Source organism: Ensifer sp. (genome assembly GCF_035999185.1).
Lineage (GTDB): Bacteria > Pseudomonadota > Alphaproteobacteria > Rhizobiales > Rhizobiaceae > Ensifer.
In genome coordinates this window covers 1-15050 of record NZ_DASYHB010000186.1, presented here as the reverse complement: position 1 = coordinate 15050, position 15050 = coordinate 1, and the positions used below count along the sequence as shown (strand labels likewise).

General features: G+C 63.3%; 18 protein-coding genes. 10 read left to right on the top strand and 8 right to left on the bottom strand.

Annotated elements, in window-relative coordinates; translation table 11 throughout:
* Positions 1 to 17: 17 nt before the first annotated feature.
* Genes VGO04_RS25135 through VGO04_RS25120 form a run of 4 tightly spaced genes read left to right on the top strand, consistent with a single transcriptional unit; the run spans position 18 to position 2355 of the window.
* The gene (locus VGO04_RS25135) at positions 18 to 1058 is read left to right on the top strand and encodes a glycosyltransferase family 2 protein (RefSeq protein ID WP_327498682.1); all 1041 of its coding nucleotides are present in this window, start codon (positions 18 to 20) and stop codon (positions 1056 to 1058) included.
* A complete protein-coding gene (locus VGO04_RS25130) occupies positions 1055 to 1753 on the top strand; it encodes a class I SAM-dependent methyltransferase (RefSeq protein ID WP_327498681.1) in 699 nt (232 codons plus the stop codon). Before VGO04_RS25135 ends, VGO04_RS25130 begins: the two co-directional genes overlap by 4 nt.
* 3 nt (positions 1754 to 1756) lie before the next feature.
* On the top strand, positions 1757 to 2125 hold the full coding sequence (locus VGO04_RS25125) for a transporter (protein ID WP_327498680.1): 369 nt from the start codon (positions 1757 to 1759) through the stop codon (positions 2123 to 2125).
* 20 nt (positions 2126 to 2145) lie between these two features.
* Positions 2146 to 2355: a hypothetical protein gene (locus tag VGO04_RS25120; protein WP_327498679.1), complete on the top strand. Its 210-nt coding sequence runs from the start codon at positions 2146 to 2148 to the stop codon at positions 2353 to 2355.
* 5 nt (positions 2356 to 2360) lie between these two features.
* Here the strand turns inward: VGO04_RS25120 and VGO04_RS25115 are convergent, their stop codons facing one another.
* Positions 2361 to 3140, bottom strand: coding sequence for a helix-turn-helix domain-containing protein (locus VGO04_RS25115; protein ID WP_327498678.1), 780 nt, complete (start codon positions 3138 to 3140; stop codon positions 2361 to 2363).
* Between the two features lie 128 nt (positions 3141 to 3268).
* Here VGO04_RS25115 and VGO04_RS25110 point away from each other — a divergent pair, with 128 nt between their 5' ends.
* A complete protein-coding gene (locus VGO04_RS25110; RefSeq protein WP_327498677.1) occupies positions 3269 to 3673 on the top strand; it encodes a hypothetical protein in 405 nt (134 codons plus the stop codon).
* Positions 3674 to 3742: 69 nt separating this feature from the next.
* Here the strand turns inward: VGO04_RS25110 and VGO04_RS25105 are convergent, their stop codons facing one another.
* Complete coding sequence (locus VGO04_RS25105) at positions 3743 to 4729, bottom strand: Gfo/Idh/MocA family oxidoreductase (protein WP_327498676.1); 987 nt, start codon at positions 4727 to 4729, stop codon at positions 3743 to 3745.
* 200 nt (positions 4730 to 4929) lie between these two features.
* On the opposite strand from VGO04_RS25105, the gene VGO04_RS25100 reads away from it, so the two are divergent.
* Positions 4930 to 5874, top strand: a complete 945-nt coding sequence (locus VGO04_RS25100) for an aldo/keto reductase (RefSeq protein ID WP_327498675.1) — start codon at positions 4930 to 4932, stop codon at positions 5872 to 5874.
* A 24-nt stretch (positions 5875 to 5898) separates the two neighbouring features.
* Positions 5899 to 6372 carry a GNAT family N-acetyltransferase gene (locus tag VGO04_RS25095; protein WP_327498674.1) on the top strand — a complete coding sequence of 158 codons (474 nt, stop codon included), beginning with the start codon at positions 5899 to 5901 and terminating at the stop codon, positions 6370 to 6372.
* Here the strand turns inward: VGO04_RS25095 and VGO04_RS25090 are convergent.
* Together VGO04_RS25090 and VGO04_RS25085 are read right to left on the bottom strand one after the other, a co-directional pair.
* The gene (locus VGO04_RS25090; protein ID WP_327498673.1) at positions 6324 to 6959 is read right to left on the bottom strand and encodes a hypothetical protein; all 636 of its coding nucleotides are present in this window, start codon (positions 6957 to 6959) and stop codon (positions 6324 to 6326) included. The genes VGO04_RS25095 and VGO04_RS25090 overlap by 49 nt on opposite strands.
* Positions 6960 to 7048: 89 nt before the next feature.
* Positions 7049 to 7939 carry a LysR family transcriptional regulator gene (locus tag VGO04_RS25085; protein ID WP_327498672.1) on the bottom strand — a complete coding sequence of 297 codons (891 nt, stop codon included), beginning with the start codon at positions 7937 to 7939 and terminating at the stop codon, positions 7049 to 7051.
* Positions 7940 to 8172: 233 nt separating this feature from the next.
* Between VGO04_RS25085 and VGO04_RS25080 the strand changes: the two genes are divergently transcribed.
* From VGO04_RS25080 to VGO04_RS25070, 3 genes are all read left to right on the top strand, one after another.
* Positions 8173 to 9168 carry an aldo/keto reductase gene (locus tag VGO04_RS25080; protein ID WP_327498671.1) on the top strand — a complete coding sequence of 332 codons (996 nt, stop codon included), beginning with the start codon at positions 8173 to 8175 and terminating at the stop codon, positions 9166 to 9168.
* A gap of 100 nt (positions 9169 to 9268) precedes the next feature.
* Entirely contained in the window at positions 9269 to 9631 is a 363-nt protein-coding gene (locus VGO04_RS25075; RefSeq protein ID WP_327498670.1) for a nuclear transport factor 2 family protein, read from the top strand.
* Positions 9628 to 10026 (top strand): VOC family protein, encoded by a 399-nt coding sequence (locus VGO04_RS25070; RefSeq protein ID WP_327498669.1) that lies wholly within the window; start codon positions 9628 to 9630, stop codon positions 10024 to 10026. Before VGO04_RS25075 ends, VGO04_RS25070 begins: the two co-directional genes overlap by 4 nt.
* A 67-nt stretch (positions 10027 to 10093) precedes the next feature.
* Here the strand turns inward: VGO04_RS25070 and pheT are convergent, their stop codons facing one another.
* The 4 genes from pheT to rplT form a co-directional block, all read right to left on the bottom strand.
* Complete coding sequence (pheT, locus tag VGO04_RS25065) at positions 10094 to 12520, bottom strand: phenylalanine--tRNA ligase subunit beta (RefSeq protein WP_327498668.1); 2427 nt, start codon at positions 12518 to 12520, stop codon at positions 10094 to 10096.
* A gap of 31 nt (positions 12521 to 12551) precedes the next feature.
* Entirely contained in the window at positions 12552 to 13634 is a 1083-nt protein-coding gene (gene pheS, locus VGO04_RS25060; protein ID WP_327498667.1) for a phenylalanine--tRNA ligase subunit alpha, read from the bottom strand.
* Between the two features lie 58 nt (positions 13635 to 13692).
* On the bottom strand, positions 13693 to 14460 hold the full coding sequence (locus VGO04_RS25055) for a serine/threonine protein phosphatase (RefSeq protein ID WP_327498666.1): 768 nt from the start codon (positions 14458 to 14460) through the stop codon (positions 13693 to 13695).
* A gap of 145 nt (positions 14461 to 14605) precedes the next feature.
* A complete protein-coding gene (rplT, locus tag VGO04_RS25050) occupies positions 14606 to 15010 on the bottom strand; it encodes a 50S ribosomal protein L20 (protein WP_275022268.1) in 405 nt (134 codons plus the stop codon).
* Positions 15011 to 15050 lie beyond the last annotated feature (40 nt).

Sequence of the window (15050 nt, the reverse complement as noted above, 5' to 3'; positions counted from 1 at the left end):
ACACCCTGATGTCTATGATGGCGCAATCCAACAGCAACCGAGCCATCTGGATGTTTGACCGCTTCAACATCGCCGTTCTCTTGCCCTGCTACAACGAGGCATCCACCATCGGGCAGGTCGTTCAAGGCTTCCAGATGGCGCTGCCGGGCGCGCACATCTATGTCTACGACAACAACTCGACGGACGGCACGGCGCTGAAGGCAATGCTCGCCGGCGCGACCGTCGTGCGCGAACGCAGGCAGGGCAAGGGGCACGTGGTGCGCCGGATGCTCGCCGATATCGACGCCGACATCTACATCATGGCCGACGGCGACAGCACCTATTGCCCGACCGATGCCGAGGATCTCGTGCGCACCTTGATCACCGAACGCGCCGACATGGTTGTCGGCACGCGACGTGGCGTTCACGACGATGCCGGCAGGCAGGGGCACGCGCTTGGGAACAGGATGTTCAATCTCCTCTATCGCTCGATGTTCGGCACGGATTTCAACGACATCTTCTCCGGATACCGCGTGTTTTCGCGACGTTTCGCCAAGAGTTTCCCGGCGATCTCCAACGGCTTTGAGATCGAGACCGAAATGTCGGTCCATGCCTCACGCCTGAAACTGCCGGTCGCCGAACTCGAACTCGATTACGGCAGGCGCCCGGAGGGGTCCCACTCCAAGCTGTCAACCTTCAAGGATGGCGCAAAGATCCTCTGGACCTTTGTGTTGCTGATGAAGGAAACACGGCCCTTCACCTTCTTCGGTCTCATCAGCCTCGCGTTTCTCGCCGCCAGCGCGACGTTCATGACGCCGGTCCTGGTTGAATATTTTGCGACCGGGCTCGTTCCCCGCATGCCGACCTGGGTCTTCTCGCTGGCGCTGCTTCTGGTGACCATGGTGATGTTCACAGCCGGCCTCATTCTCGATTCGGTCTCGCGCGCCCGCACCGAACAGCTTCGGCTGCACTACATAGCAACGCCGGCGCGCGCCGCGCCTGTGGAGGTCGCCGAGACCGGAGACAGCACGGCCGGAGCGCAGCCGATGACAAGGGTTGCCGGGGAACGCCGCGCATGAACCGGGAAACGACCAACCGCATTCGCTTCCTCATTGAAGACGTCATCCCGCCGATCCTCAGGGATTCGCGCCTGTTTCGCGGCATGGCCAGCCTCGCCTGGGGCAAGCACATCGCACACCTGTCAGAGTTCCGCGCACGTGCGCCGTTCCTGTCGGCCGGTGAGTACGAGGACCTTTATAAGAAACACCCCCGGGTTCACGAGGGAACGGACAACTCCGAAGCCTGCGTACGCAAGATCGCGACCAGTGTTGTCGGCGACAGCGTCTGCGATGTCGGGTGCGGCACGGGTGTCCTGCTCAAGCGTATCCGCGCAGCCAACCCGGCAATCAAGCGTCTCACGGGCGTCGACTTCGCCATCGACGATGCCGCGCAAATCGAGGGCGTGGAATATGTCGCGGCAATGATCGAGGAGTTGCCGTTCGAAGACGGTGCGTTCGACACGGTCGTCTGCACCCACGTCATCGAGCACATCCTCGACTACCGCAAGGCGATTGCCGAGCTGCGCCGCATCACCCGCCGGCGCCTGATCATCGTCGTGCCGCGTGAGCGCGAGTACCGCTACACCTTCAATCCGCACTTCAATTTCTTCCCCTACACCCACTCCTTCCTGCGGGCGGTCCACCCCGTTCCGGCCAGGCACGAATGCGTAGATATCGGCCGCGATATCTTCTATTGCGAAGACAGAGAAGCGTGAGGCATGGCGATCAATCTCAATCTCGCGCCCACGGTCTGGTTTGGACTGGTTTTCACGCCGGTGCTGATTTCAGCCGGCCAGATCCTCTTCAAGCTGACCAGTGCCAAGACCGGGGCTGCCAACGCGAAAGGGCTTCTGGCGCTTGCGCTTAGCCCGACCCTGCTCATCGCATTGGCCGTCTACGGCATCGGCACGATCATCTGGATCTTCACGATCAAGTCGGTGCCCCTGACGATTGCCTATTCGTTCATGGCGCTGACGTTCTGCCTGGTGCCGCTGCTTGCCGCCGTTTTCCTCGGCGAGGCGGTGACGCTGCGCTACGCCGTCGGGGCCGCGCTGATCATCAGCGGCATGATCATCATCAACTCCTGAGGGATAGCAGGGATCAACGCATGATCGTCATCGCTTCCTTCCTACTTGGCATTGCCATATGCGGCCTCCGATCGGCGCGCGTCTGCATGCTCGCAGGCTCCGCGCTGGTGGCGCTGGCTGGCATCGGCGGCGACTGGATCCAGGCGGCTGCGGCCATCGGCGCCTACAACATGGGCGTGGCGCTCGCCCTTTGCGGCGCGATCGCCATCGGCCTGCAGCGTGACCGCTGACAGGCCTATCCCTTACGCTCGAAAAACGCCCTGGTCTGTTCGTCCGCAGGGAAGAAGGATTCGATCAGCACGCCCTCCACAAGGGCGTCCTGTGTCGAGCCGAAGGTCTGAAGCGTCGTTATGAAGCTTAAGCGCAAGCCGCCGATGTCGAGATCGATCGGCAGGACCGGCAGACGGTCCGTGTCGGGGTGATTTTCGATGGCGCGCGCGACCGCGGGATTGGACGCGGCCTTTTCCAGGCGCTTGCCGAGCCGGCTGCGCGGGCCTTGGAGCCAGGCCTCGGTGCGCACGCGCTGAACGAGATCGGCAGCGGCCGCGTCCCAGTTGAGGACCAGTCCGCGAACGTTCTCGTTGCCAAGAAAGGCGTCGAGGAAGTTTTCGCCCGGCTGGAAAGGCACGTCGGCGGCGACCGCCAGGTTTGCGAGCGCCGGATTGACGACGAGCAGCGTGTATTCGTGGTCGAGAACCAGGCCGGGATACGGGTCATGGCGTGCCAGGATGAGCCTGATGGCATTGGCGACGGCCGGCGGCATGGCCTCCAGTCCGGCGGCGGCGCGCGTCGCCATGCGCGGTCGATAGCCGGCTGCCGAAAACAGCGTGCCCTGGTCGCGCGCCGGAATGTCCAGCACCGAGGCAAGCCTCAGGATCATGCCTTCCGACGGCTTGGAGCGGCCGGTTTCCAGAAACGACAGGTGACGCGCCGAAATGCCGGCGGCGATCGCAAGGTCGAGCTGGCTCATGCGCCGATGCCCGCGCCATTCCTTCAAGTGTTCGCCAAATTGCATGTGCCCGTGATTCTCCGTTTGCCGGAGAGTGGCGCGCGCCGCGGGTAAAATCCATTACCTCAGAGGTAATTGGTTTAATGACATCGACCCGGCAATCTCCAGCCATCGACAAACGGATGGAGCCGACCATGACCTTCTCGAACCGCAGCCTGCTCAACAAGACCTTCCTGGCCGACGGCGTCTATTCGCTTGCCGTCGGCGCCGTGCTGATCCTCGGTGCGGCACCGCTTGCAGCACTCTTCAGCCCGGCGGCAACACCCGCGATGCTGAAGGTGCTCGGGGTGGGGCTGCTCTTCTGGGGCATCTTCCACCTTTCGGCGGCCCGAAACGGCGGTCCGGTGGCGGCCGCGGCGCGTGTCAGCATCACCGGTGACGTGCTCTGGCAGGTGGCGAGCCTTGCCTTGCTTGTCGCGGCTTACCCGTTGCTCTCGGCTGCCGGCATCTGCTTCATCGTCATCGGCCTGATCACGGTTGCCGACTTCCTCTTCTACAAGCTGCGCGGCCTGGCGCAGGAACGGGCAGCGCTTGCCTGACACGGCGGCCGCAGGGCAAGACATGGAAAGGGCCCGGCGATGAGACGCCGGGCCCTTTTTTCCATGCGGTCAGACCGTCTCCCAGCCGTCCTTGGCGCTGGCGCGATAGATGGCATCGATGAATTTCTGATTGAGGCGCGAGTTTTCGAGCGTCACCACTTCCTCTGCCTCGCCCTTGGCAGCGCGCGCGAAAGCTTCCGCCTGAAGCTTGTACTGGCGCGCATCCTGGAAACGGAAGAGCTGCGACTGGGCATGGTTCTGGTTTGTCAGCTCCACCTCTTCGCGACCGTAGCGGTCGGCATTGAAGGGCGACTTCACCTCGATGAAGCCCTTGTCGCCGTGGAACACCATGACCTGGCGGGCGGCGAGCTGGGTGGAGATGTAGAAGCTGAGCTCGAAATCGCCGAAGTCTGCCCGGACACTCGAATAGATGTCGGTGCCAAACTCCGGATCGCGATCGGTGCTTGCCTGCACCCGTACCGGCTCCTTGGCTGTGACAAAGCGGGTGGTGATCGTCGGATAGACGCCGATATCCGGCAGCCCGCCGCCGCCAAGTGCCGGGATGTTGCGCATATTGTTGGGATCGCGGTTGAAGTAGGTGAAGGCGCCCTGGACGTGGCGCAGCCGGCCGATCGCCCCTTCGGCGATGAGCGAACGCACCTTGCGCCACACCGGGCTGTAGGTGACCATGAAGGCCTCGGCAATCAACACGCCGTTGCGATCGCGGGCTGCGAGCAGCGTGTCGATTTCGGAAGCCCGCAGCGCGATCGGCTTTTCGCACAGCACGTGTTTTCCGGCATTCGCGGCCTTGACCGACCACTCCACGTGCTGAGACGTCGGCAGCGGAATATAGACCGCGTCGATGACGTCGGACGCCAGCATCTCCTCGTAGGACCCGAAGGCATGCGGCGCCGAAAAACGATCGGCCATCGCCCGCGCCTTTTCGAAGTCGCGGCTGGCAACGGCCGACACGACACAGTTTTCAGCGTCCTGAATGGCCGGCACGACGAGGTCGCGGCCGATCCTGGCCGTCGACAGAATTCCGAAACGTAGCATGATGAAGCTCCCCTGATTTGGTGGCAGAGACTAGCGCCGAGGTACGTACCTAGCAAGCGGTAGGCTGCAGTTGCGCGCGAGGGAGCGACCAGCAGAAAAATGCCGAAAGGCGGGTGACAATGTCAGCTTTTCTGCCCTATCTTTCCCTTCGCACCCTCCCGTGACTTAAGTGCCTCTATCCAGTCCAATGGAGCGAAACCATGGAAAAACTGAGACTTGGCCGCACCAACCTCAACATCGCGCCCCTCGTCTTCGGCGGCAACGTCTTCGGCTGGACCGCCGACGAAAAGACGTCTTTCACCCTTCTCGATGCCTTCTTCGATGCCGGTTTCAACGCCGTCGACACGGCCGACGTCTATTCCTCCTGGGCGCCGGGCAACCAGGGCGGCGAGTCCGAGACGATCATCGGCAAATGGCTGAAACAGTCAGGTCGGTCGCGCGACAAGGCCGTCATCGTCACCAAGGTCGGCTCCGAGCTCGGGCCTGACCGCAAGGGTCTTTCACGACGCTGGATCCTGCAGGCGGTCGAGGATTCCTTGAAGCGTCTGCAGACTGATTACATCGATCTCTATCTTTCCCACTGGCCCGATCCGGAGACGCCCTACGAAGAGACGCTTGCGGCCTACGACCAGTTGCTGTCCGAAGGCAAGATCCGCGCGATCGGCGCCTCCAACCTCAACTCGCTGCAACTGCGCGAAGCGCTCGACGTGTCGGCCAACCTGGGCCTGCCGCGATATGCCGTGCTGCAGCCGGAATACAATCTCTACGACCGAGACGGTTTCGAAGGCCCTCTGCGCGACCTCTGCATTTCCGAGGAGATCGGCGTCATCAGCTATTTCGGGTTGGCGCGCGGCTTCCTCTCGGGCAAATACCGAACGCACAAGGACCTCGAGGGCTCGGCACGCGGCAGCGGCGTCGAGAAGTATCTCGACGGGCGTGGCATGCGCATCCTCGGCGTGCTCGACGACATCGCGACCGAGACCGGTGCAACTCAAGCCGAGATCGCGCTTGCCTGGGTGCGCACACGCAAGGGGATTACGGCGCCGATCGCCAGTGCCACCAGCCTCGCGCAATTGCAGAGCCTCATTCGTTCCGCACAGCTTGAGTTGTCCGGCGAGGCCATCCGACAACTCAACGATGTCTAAGAACGGCCGAGGCAGACCAACACGATGGCATTGACGATACGCGCCGCGGCTGATGGCGACGAGGCGGCCTGGCGCCGCCTCTGGGCCGGTTATGTCGCCTTTTCCGGCACGGACCTTGCCGAGGACATCATCGACCTCACCTGGCGCCGGCTCATCGATCCGTCAGCCCCGCTCTTTGCGCGGTTGGCGATCCTCGATGGAGAGACGGTCGGTTTTGCCATCTGCCAGGAACAGCTCGCCACCTTCTTTCGGCGTCCGATCTGCTACATCGAAGATCTCTACGTCGATCCGGCGGCACGTGGCCGGGGCGCGGCGCGCGCCATGATCGATGATTTGATCGCACACTGCCGGGACAAGGACTGGGATCGGCTCTACTGGTACACGGAGGCCGACAATCAGACGGCGCGGCGGCTCTACGACCGCTACTCCGGCACCGACGAGCATGTGCGCTACAAGGTCAATTTCGGCACGTTTCTCAAGTCGGGAAATCCGGCGTAGGCCTCGGCATGGCTGCCGCCCTGGTTCGCCATGCCGGCCTTCGTGAGGAGGCCACGCGGCTGAATAAAGCTTGATATCCGGCGCACGGGACGCTCGTGCCACTGGATATTGAAGGCCCAGAGCTTCGGGAAGAAGCAGAGCGATGCGTAAGGCAGATGGTCGTGGATCCACCAGGCGATCGACTGCCAGCCACCGATCTCGCCGCGGCGATCCCAGGCCCAGGGGATGACGATGCAGGCGGTGGCGCCGATGCAGCCGTCGGCATCGCGCATGTCCCAGATGTGGTCGGCGGCCGACGCCGCATTGGATGAACAGTTGAGACCGTTGGCGTTGCCGAAGCCGTTGACGGCACGGTTGCGGTAGCCGGAGCGGATGACGAGGCGGCCGAAGGTCGCTTCCAGTGGCTCCAGCAGCTCTTCGCACAGACGCCGCCCCGCCTCGATCGCCAGATCCGGATCGTCGGGAATGTTCGGGATCCGGTAAAAATCGGCGATCTCCGAATGCAGGAACTCGCGCATGAAGAAGTTTCTGGACAGCCGCACCCGCCCGAGATCCTCAAGACCCTTCATCGAGCCGGGCTTTTTCATTTTTCTTCTCCCAAAACAAAGGCTGCAAGTCTGTGACCACGGACGTTCCAGTTCCAAGGACTGAAGCGCCACCCGATTCCAGAGCGGCGCTATCTGGCGTGGCGGAAAAAATCGATGAAGGCGCGCAGAGCCGGCCGCATCTGCCGGCGGCTCGGATAATAGAGATAGGGACCCGCATAGGGCGCGCACCAGTCCTCCAGCACCCGCACCAGCCGCCCTTCGGCAATGGAAGTCTCGACACGGGAAAGGAACAGATAGGCGAGACCAGCGCCGCCGATCGCCGCCTTGATGATCGGCCTGTCCTCCCCGAGGATCAGCGGCCCCTCGACCGATACCGTCAGCTCCTCGCCATTCTTCTCGAACTCCCAGCGATAGAGCGCACCATTCGAGAAGCGTCTTCGGATGCAGCGATGTCGGGCAAGATCGCGCGGATGCTGCGGCCGACCGAAACGTTCGAAGTAGTCAGGCGACGCCACCACGGCGCTTTCGAGCTCCGGGCCGACCTTCACCGCAATCATGTCTGCCTCCAGGCTTTCGCCGAGCCGGATGCCCGCGTCAAAGCCCTGTGCGACGATGTCGGTGAAACCATCCTCGTTGGCGATTTCGAGCACGATCTCGGGATAGAGGTCGAGGAACGCGCCCAGCCGGGGTGCAAGGATGATATCGGCCGCAAAACGCGGCGCGGTTATGCGCAGGTTCCCGGCCGGCCGTTCACGCGCGTCCGCGGCGGCTTCCAGCGCATCGGCGATTTCGTCGAGCGCCGGCGCCAGCCGTTCCAGGAGGCGGCTTCCCTCCTCCGTTGGCGCGACGCTGCGCGTCGTGCGTGCCAAGAGGCGAATACCGAGGCTCGCCTCCAGGGCGCCGACAGCGTGACTGACGGCCGATGGAGCCACGCCCAGTTCGCGCGCGGCGCCGCGAAAACTGCCGTGGGCGGCAACGGCGGCAAGCACCGCAAGTTGGGAGAGTTGCGTTCGGTTCATTGATCGAAATGATAGAACAGCCTGTGAGAATTGACAGTGATTTTCGGTCGCCCCCAGCAGTTCTATTCTTTGAACATCGGCGACATCACGGACGGAGCGAGGAGCCGGACGTGTGACGCCGACGCGGCGTGCGCACCGCAGCTATTCGGAATGCGCCTCGGCCACCGCTACGCCCCGAACCGTCTTGCCTCTCCCCAGGTGTTCGGCCGCGTATCACCCCGAAAGGAAACGACATGAAGACCCGCAAACTCGGTAATGACCTTACCGTCTCCACCATCGGCCTCGGCTGCATGGGCATGAGCTTCGCCTATGGCGCCAGCGACGAGGCGCAATCGATCCGCACCCTCCATCGTGCCGTCGATCTCGGCGTCACCTTCTTTGATACGGCCGAGGTCTATGGTCCCTTCGAAAACGAAAAGCTCATCGGCAGTGCGCTCGGGCCCGTCCGCGACAAGGTGACGATCGCCACGAAATTCGGTTTCCGCATCGAGCCGGGTGTTCCCTCAACCCAGGCGATCCGGGGCGTCGACGGCCGGCCGGAACACGCAAAGGCGGTCGCGGAAGCCTCGTTGAAGCGGCTCGGCACCGATGTCATCGACCTCTACTACCAGCACCGCGTCGATCCTGACGTGCCGATCGAAGACACCGTCGGCGCCATGGCGGAGCTGGTGCGCGAGGGCAAGGTGCGAGCGATCGGGCTTTCGGAAGCAAGTGCGGCCACCATTCGCCGCGCCCACAAGGTTCACCCGATCGCCGCCGTCCAGAGCGAATACTCTCTCTGGTCCCGCGACCCGGAAGAGGACGTGCTTGCCACCTGCCGGGAGCTTGGCATCGGCTTCGTGCCTTACAGCCCGCTCGGGCGCGGCATGCTGACCGGAGCGATCCGCAAGGCCGAGGATCTGGCCGACGACGATTTCCGCCGGTCTTTGCCGCGCTTCCAGGCGGAGAACTTCGATGCCAATGCGCGTCTTGTCGAAACACTCGCAGCGCTCGCAGCGGAAAAAGGCGTGACGGCAGCCCAACTGGCGCTCGCCTGGGTCATCAACCAGGGCGATTTCATCGTTCCGATCCCCGGCGCCCGCAAGCTCGAGCATCTGGAGCAGAACGCGGCCGCAGCGGATGTCGTGCTCAGCGCCGACGAGCGCGTCCGCCTTGGAGAGCAGTTGTCGCCCGGGCTTGTCGCAGGCAAGCGCTACACGGACGCCTCGCTGGCCCTTACCAATCGCTGAACGAAACTCTCTCCGCCCCCCGCGGGCGGAGAGACCCCATCGAAATTCCCGCCGGGCGCACTACCTTTGATCATCAAGCAACAGATGGGGAGGAGCGGGGATGTCGGACGAGCAGGCGATCAGCGCGGTTGTACACCTCTATGTGGACGGCATGGCCTTTGCCAATGAGGGGGCGCTGCGCAAGGCGTTTCATCCGGATGCGGCAATCATCGGTAACTACAAGGGCGCGCTCGAATGGATGACGCGTGACGGCTTCATCAAGGCGATCGTCGAGACCGGCGCCTCGCCCCCCGGGACCCAGCCGGAGATGGATGTGCAGAAAATCGACATCACTGGCGACGCCGCGACCGTGAAAGTCATCGACAGTTTTGCCGGCGAGCGCTTTTCCGACCATCTGTCGCTGGTCAAGATCGATGGCCGCTGGGTGATCGTCAACAAGATCTACCACCTGCACGAAGCATGACGGAAGGCACGAAAGGCGCTACACCGACCGGCCGGCTGCTCGCCATCGACCATGTTCAACTGGCCATGCCCAATGACGGCGAAGACGCGGCACGCGGCTTCTATGGCGTGCTCCTGGGCCTGACTGAGGTCATGAAGCCGGCCAACCTCGCGGCCCGCGGCGGTTGCTGGTTCGAGCAGGCTGGCGTCCGCCTGCATCTCGGTATCGACCGAGACTTTGCGCCGGCCCACAAGGCGCACCCGGCTTTTCTGGTCGACGATCTCGACCGGATGATCCTTCGGCTCGAAGCCGGCGGTGTCGCGATCGTCGAGGACGAGCCGCTTGCCGGATACCGACGGTGTTACGTCAACGACCCTTTCGGCAACCGCATCGAACTGATGCAGCGCATGGAATGACGTCCAACAAAAAGGGCCACTGCGGTGCAGCGGCCCTCCTCTTGGATGAAACGTCTTTGTGCGCAGATCAGGCGCGCAGCACGCCACCGGTCGTCTTCGTCACGTTCGCGACGATCTTGGCGGTGAGCGCTTCGAAGTCTTCGTCGGTCAACGTGCGCTCGACCGGCTGGATGGTCACTTCGATGGCGATCGACTTCTTGCCCTCGCCGAGCGACGCACCTTCAAACACGTCGAAGACGCTGACGCCGGTCACCAACTTGCGGTCAGCACCCGAAGCCGCACGCAGGATGGTGCCAGCCTCGACCGTCTTGTCGACGACGAAAGCGAAGTCGCGCTTGACGGCCTGGAACGGCGAAAGGTCGAGCGCCGGCTTGGTGCGGGTCGCCTTCTTCTTCGGCTCCGGCATGGCGTCGACATAGATCTCGAAGCCGCACAAAGCGCCGGAAACATCGAGCGCTTCGAGCGTCTTCGGGTGGAACTCGCCAAAGGTGCCGAGCACGATCTTCGGCCCAAGCTTGATCGTGCCGGAGCGGCCAGGGTGATACCAGGCGGGACCGCCCGGCTCGAACTGGACGTTGCCCATCGGCACACCGCAGGCTTCAAGCACGGCGATCGCGTCGGCCTTGGCGTCGAACACGTCGACCGGCTTGCCGCCGCCCTTGGCGGCGTTCGACCACAGGCGACCGGCGCCGGAGAGCGAGGCCGTGCCACGGCGGATGCCGCCGGCGACGCGGCGCTGGGCCTCCGGCGTGTCGCCTTCATAGGTGCCCGACACTTCGAAGAGCGCGACGTCGCCAAAGCCCTTGTCGGCATTGCGCTGAGCAGCGGTCAAAAGGCCCGGCAGCAGCGAAGGGCGCATGTCGGACATGTCGGCAGCGATCGGGTTGGCAAGCTTCAGGGCAGCAGCACCACCGCCGAAGAGCTTCGCCTGATCTTCAGAGATGAACGACCAGGTGACGGCTTCGAGCATGCCGCGGCTTGCCAGCGTGCGCTTGGCAAGGCGGGTGCGGATCTGCAGCGTCGTCAGGATCTTGCCGTTGACAGTGCCATGGCTCGGCAGCGGGGACGCGACGATGTTGTCGACGCCGTGGATGCGCATGACCTCTTCGACGAGGTCGGCCTTGCCATCGACATCCGGGCGCCACGAGGGCACCGAAACCTTGAAGCGCTCACCCGAACCTTCGACGCCGAAACCGAGCTTCGTCAGGATCGAGACGCTTTCTTCCGAGGAAACCTGAAGACCGGTCAGCCGCTTCACTTCGGAAACCGGGAAGTCGACGATCTTCGGCTGGTAGCCGGAATAGCCGACCACTTCGGCCTTCGCCGCCGTGCCGCCGCAGAGTTCAAGCACCAGTTCGGTCGTGCGCTCAAGTCCGGGCACCATGTATTCCGGATCGACGCCGCGCTCGAACCGATAGCGCGCATCGGTGATGATGCCGAGCGTGCGGCCGGTCTTGGCGATGTTCATCGGATCCCAGAGCGCCGACTCGATCAGCACATCGGTGGTGTTTTCGTCGCAACCGGAGTGTTCGCCACCCATGACGCCGCCGATCGACTCGATCGCCTTGTCGTCAGCGATGACGACGTTGTTGGGGCCGAGCTTGTATTCGCGCTGGTCGAGCGCCAGCACCGTCTCGCCGTCCTTGGCGCGGCGAACCGTCAGGTTGCCCTTGACCTTGGCGGCATCGAAGACGTGCATCGGCCGGCCCTGGTCGAAGGTCATGTAGTTGGTGATGTCGACCAGCGCATTGATCGGGCGCAGGCCGATCGCGAGCAGCCGCTGCTGCATCCACTTCGGCGACGGGCCGTTCTTGACGCCACGCACCAGCCGCAGCGAAAAGCCCGGGCAGAGATGCGTGTCTTCGCCGAGGTCGAGCGTGAGCTTCACCGGCGTGTCGCCTTCAACCGCGAAGGACGGCACCTTCCGTGCCTTCAGCGTGCCGAGACCGGAGGCCGCAAGGTCGCGGGCAATGCCGTAGACGCTGGTGCAATCCGGACGGTTCGGCGTGAGGTTGATCTCGATCATCGGATCGTCGAGGCCGGCGTAGGTCGCGTAGCTCGTACCAACGGGCGCATCGGCCGGAAGGTCGATGATGCCGTTGTGATCCTCGGAGATCTGCAGTTCCTTTTCCGAGCACATCATGCCGCGGCTTTCGACACCGCGGATGGTGCCGACGGCAAGCGTCACGTCGATCCCGGGCACATAGGTGCCGGGAGCGGCAAAGGCGCCGACGAGGCCGGCGCGGGCGTTCGGGGCGCCGCAGACCACCTGGATCGGGGCGCCGTTGCCGGTGTCGACCATCAGAACGCGGAGCTTGTCGGCATTCGGGTGCTGTTCGGCCGAGACGACCTTGGCAATGACGAAGGGCTTGAAGGCCGCCTTGTCGTCGACGTCTTCCACCTCGAGCCCGATCATCGTCAGGCGGGCGCAGATCTCTTCGAGCGTGGCGTCGGTATCAAGGTGGTCCTTGAGCCAGGAAAGCGTGAATTTCATGATTTCACCTGTGTCCTATAATTCTACGCGATCAGGCCGAGAGGCCGCCGAACAAGGTCGGCATGTCGAGCGGGCGGAAGCCGTAGTGGGTCATCCAGCGAACGTCGGCGTTGAAGAAGTCGCGCAGGTCCGGCATGCCGTATTTCAGCATGGCGATGCGGTCGAGACCCATGCCCCAGGCAAAGCCTTGATACTCGTCCGGGTCGAGCCCGCCGGCGCGCAGCACGTTCGGATGCACCATGCCGCAGCCGAGGATCTCCATCCAGTCGGTGCCTTCGCCGAACTTGACGATCGGGCCGGAGCGGTCGCACTGGATGTCGACCTCGAAGGACGGCTCGGTGAAGGGGAAGAACGACGGGCGGAAGCGCATCGTCACCTGGTCGACCTCGAAGAAGGCCTTGCAGAACTCTTCCAGCACCCAGCGCATGTTGGCGACGTTCGCCGTCTTGTCGATCACCAGGCCTTCGACCTGATGGAACATCGGCGAATGGGTCGCGTCGGAATCCTGGCGGTAGGTCTTGCCGGGGATGATGATGCGGATCGGCGGCTGCTGCGCTTCCATGGTGCGGATCTGCACCGGCGAAGTGTGCGTGCGCAGGACCTTGCGGTCGCCCTTCTCGTCCGGATTGAAGAAGAAGGTGTCGTGCATCTCGCGCGCCGGGTGACCCTCGGGGAAGTTCAGCGCCGTGAAGTTATAATAGTCGGTCTCGATGTCAGGGCCTTCGGCGATCGAAAAGCCCATGTCGCCGAAGATGGCGGTGATCTCGTCGACGATCTGGCTGATCGGGTGAATGCGGCCGCGTTCGGCGGGCGAGGAGCGCACCGGCAGGCTGATATCGACCGTCTCGCGTGCAAGACGCTCGGCGATCGCCTGGTCCTTCAGTGCAGCCTTGCGGGCGGCAATCGCTTCGGCAACCGTGGTCTTCAGCGCATTGATCTGCGCGCCGCGGGTCTGGCGCTCTTCCGGCGTCATGGTACCCAGCGTCTTCAGAAGCTCGGAGATCGAGCCCTTCTTGCCGAGCGCGTTGACGCGCACCGCCTCGATCGACCCTTCGTCGCCGGCGGCTTCGATGTCCGCCAGCAGTGTCCGTTCCAGTGTTTCCAGTTCGCTCATTCTGTCCTGCCTCGATGCGGGAATGGGTTCGGTTCTATATCGGTTCTAGTCTTTGCGATTAAGTTTGCGTCGCGGTCGCAAGATAGGTCGTCGCGGCAATGTAGCGGATCAGGTCGTTTCCGTTCCGCAGGCGCAGCAGAAAGCGCGCCAATGGCAGGAAACGCACGAAGAAAGGCATGATTTCCGAGAGCGCCCCTTGAGCATCCTCAGGTGCTGCGTCCTTCCACGCGGCAAAGGCGCGTGCCGGGGTTTCCGGCTTCATGCAGCGGCTCGCCACCTGCAGGAACAGCAGCCAGACGTCACGCGCCTGGGCGGTTGCAAGCGGCATAACCGTCGCCGGAACTTCCTCGAAGTCGAGAAAGCCGAACGCGTCGCCGTCGATGGCGAAATCGCGCGGATGCGGTCGGCCGTGGCAGAGGCCGGCGGCATGCAGGCGGCCGAGTTCGGCCGCACACCGCACCAGCAACTGGTCATGGGCTTCGGGGTCGCTATCGCGCAACGGGCCCATGTGCTTGCTGACCGGCAGGCCGAGATGGGTGAGGACCAGCACGGCCGGTCCGCGATAGACGATCTGTGGCGTCCTGAAGCCGGCAGCAGAGAAATGCTCGATCTGGCGAACTTCGCGCTCGATCATCCCGTCGACATCGAGCAGCGGAGAGGGCCGCAATATGGCGATCCCACTCAGCCGCGCGGCGAGACCTCGAATGCGGTTGCTGAGGCGAAGGCCGGAGCGCCGGTAGCGCTTGATCCAGACGCTGCGATCCTTGAGCTGGCAGAACTCAACGCGTTCCCTGCCGGCAGCGAGCGCTGCCAGCAGAACCTTCATATGTTCGTCGTCCAGCTCCGGAACCGTCGATGGTCCCCTTCGATCGTCGTGCACGTTCATCCCGCAAAATAAGAAAAACCCGCGCTAGCCCTGCCAGCGCGGGTTTCCCAACGAATTTTAAGTACGGTTTTGGGAAAACGCTGGCTTAACGAACAGCGCTTTCAAACTCGTTGGTCGTACCGGCTTCCTTGAGGTAGGCGAGTGCCTTCTTGGAAGCTTCGACGAGGGCGCCGAATGCCGCCGGCTCATGGATTGCCATGTCGGACAGAACCTTGCGGTCGACTTCGATGCCAGCCTTGTTCAGGCCGTCGATGAAGCGGCCGTAGGTCAGGCCGAATTCGCGGACGGCAGCGTTGATGCGCTGGATCCAGAGAGCGCGGAAGTTGCGCTTGTTGACCTTGCGGTCGCGGTAAGCGTACTGCTTCGAACGGTCAACCGCTGCCTTGGCGGCGCGGATGGTGTTCTTGCGACGGCCGTAGAAGCCCTTGGCTGCCTTCAGCGTCTTCTTGTGCTTGGCGTGGGCGGTAACGCCGCGTTTTACACGTGCCATGTCATGATCTCCTTAACGTGTCCAATATGCCTGAAAGTCT

Coding starts and splice junctions, on each gene's coding strand:
- VGO04_RS25135 (WP_327498682.1), top strand. CDS start 18: ATGGCGCAATCCAACAGCAACCGAGCCATCTGGATGTTTGACCGCTTC.
- VGO04_RS25130 (WP_327498681.1), top strand. CDS start 1,055: ATGAACCGGGAAACGACCAACCGCATTCGCTTCCTCATTGAAGACGTC.
- VGO04_RS25125 (WP_327498680.1), top strand. CDS start 1,757: ATGGCGATCAATCTCAATCTCGCGCCCACGGTCTGGTTTGGACTGGTT.
- VGO04_RS25120 (WP_327498679.1), top strand. CDS start 2,146: ATGATCGTCATCGCTTCCTTCCTACTTGGCATTGCCATATGCGGCCTC.
- VGO04_RS25115 (WP_327498678.1), bottom strand. CDS start 3,140: ATGCAATTTGGCGAACACTTGAAGGAATGGCGCGGGCATCGGCGCATG.
- VGO04_RS25110 (WP_327498677.1), top strand. CDS start 3,269: ATGACCTTCTCGAACCGCAGCCTGCTCAACAAGACCTTCCTGGCCGAC.
- VGO04_RS25105 (WP_327498676.1), bottom strand. CDS start 4,729: ATGCTACGTTTCGGAATTCTGTCGACGGCCAGGATCGGCCGCGACCTC.
- VGO04_RS25100 (WP_327498675.1), top strand. CDS start 4,930: ATGGAAAAACTGAGACTTGGCCGCACCAACCTCAACATCGCGCCCCTC.
- VGO04_RS25095 (WP_327498674.1), top strand. CDS start 5,899: ATGGCATTGACGATACGCGCCGCGGCTGATGGCGACGAGGCGGCCTGG.
- VGO04_RS25090 (WP_327498673.1), bottom strand. CDS start 6,959: ATGAAAAAGCCCGGCTCGATGAAGGGTCTTGAGGATCTCGGGCGGGTG.
- VGO04_RS25085 (WP_327498672.1), bottom strand. CDS start 7,939: ATGAACCGAACGCAACTCTCCCAACTTGCGGTGCTTGCCGCCGTTGCC.
- VGO04_RS25080 (WP_327498671.1), top strand. CDS start 8,173: ATGAAGACCCGCAAACTCGGTAATGACCTTACCGTCTCCACCATCGGC.
- VGO04_RS25075 (WP_327498670.1), top strand. CDS start 9,269: ATGTCGGACGAGCAGGCGATCAGCGCGGTTGTACACCTCTATGTGGAC.
- VGO04_RS25070 (WP_327498669.1), top strand. CDS start 9,628: ATGACGGAAGGCACGAAAGGCGCTACACCGACCGGCCGGCTGCTCGCC.
- pheT (WP_327498668.1), bottom strand. CDS start 12,520: ATGAAATTCACGCTTTCCTGGCTCAAGGACCACCTTGATACCGACGCC.
- pheS (WP_327498667.1), bottom strand. CDS start 13,634: ATGAGCGAACTGGAAACACTGGAACGGACACTGCTGGCGGACATCGAA.
- VGO04_RS25055 (WP_327498666.1), bottom strand. CDS start 14,460: ATGAAGGTTCTGCTGGCAGCGCTCGCTGCCGGCAGGGAACGCGTTGAG.
- rplT (WP_275022268.1), bottom strand. CDS start 15,010: ATGGCACGTGTAAAACGCGGCGTTACCGCCCACGCCAAGCACAAGAAG.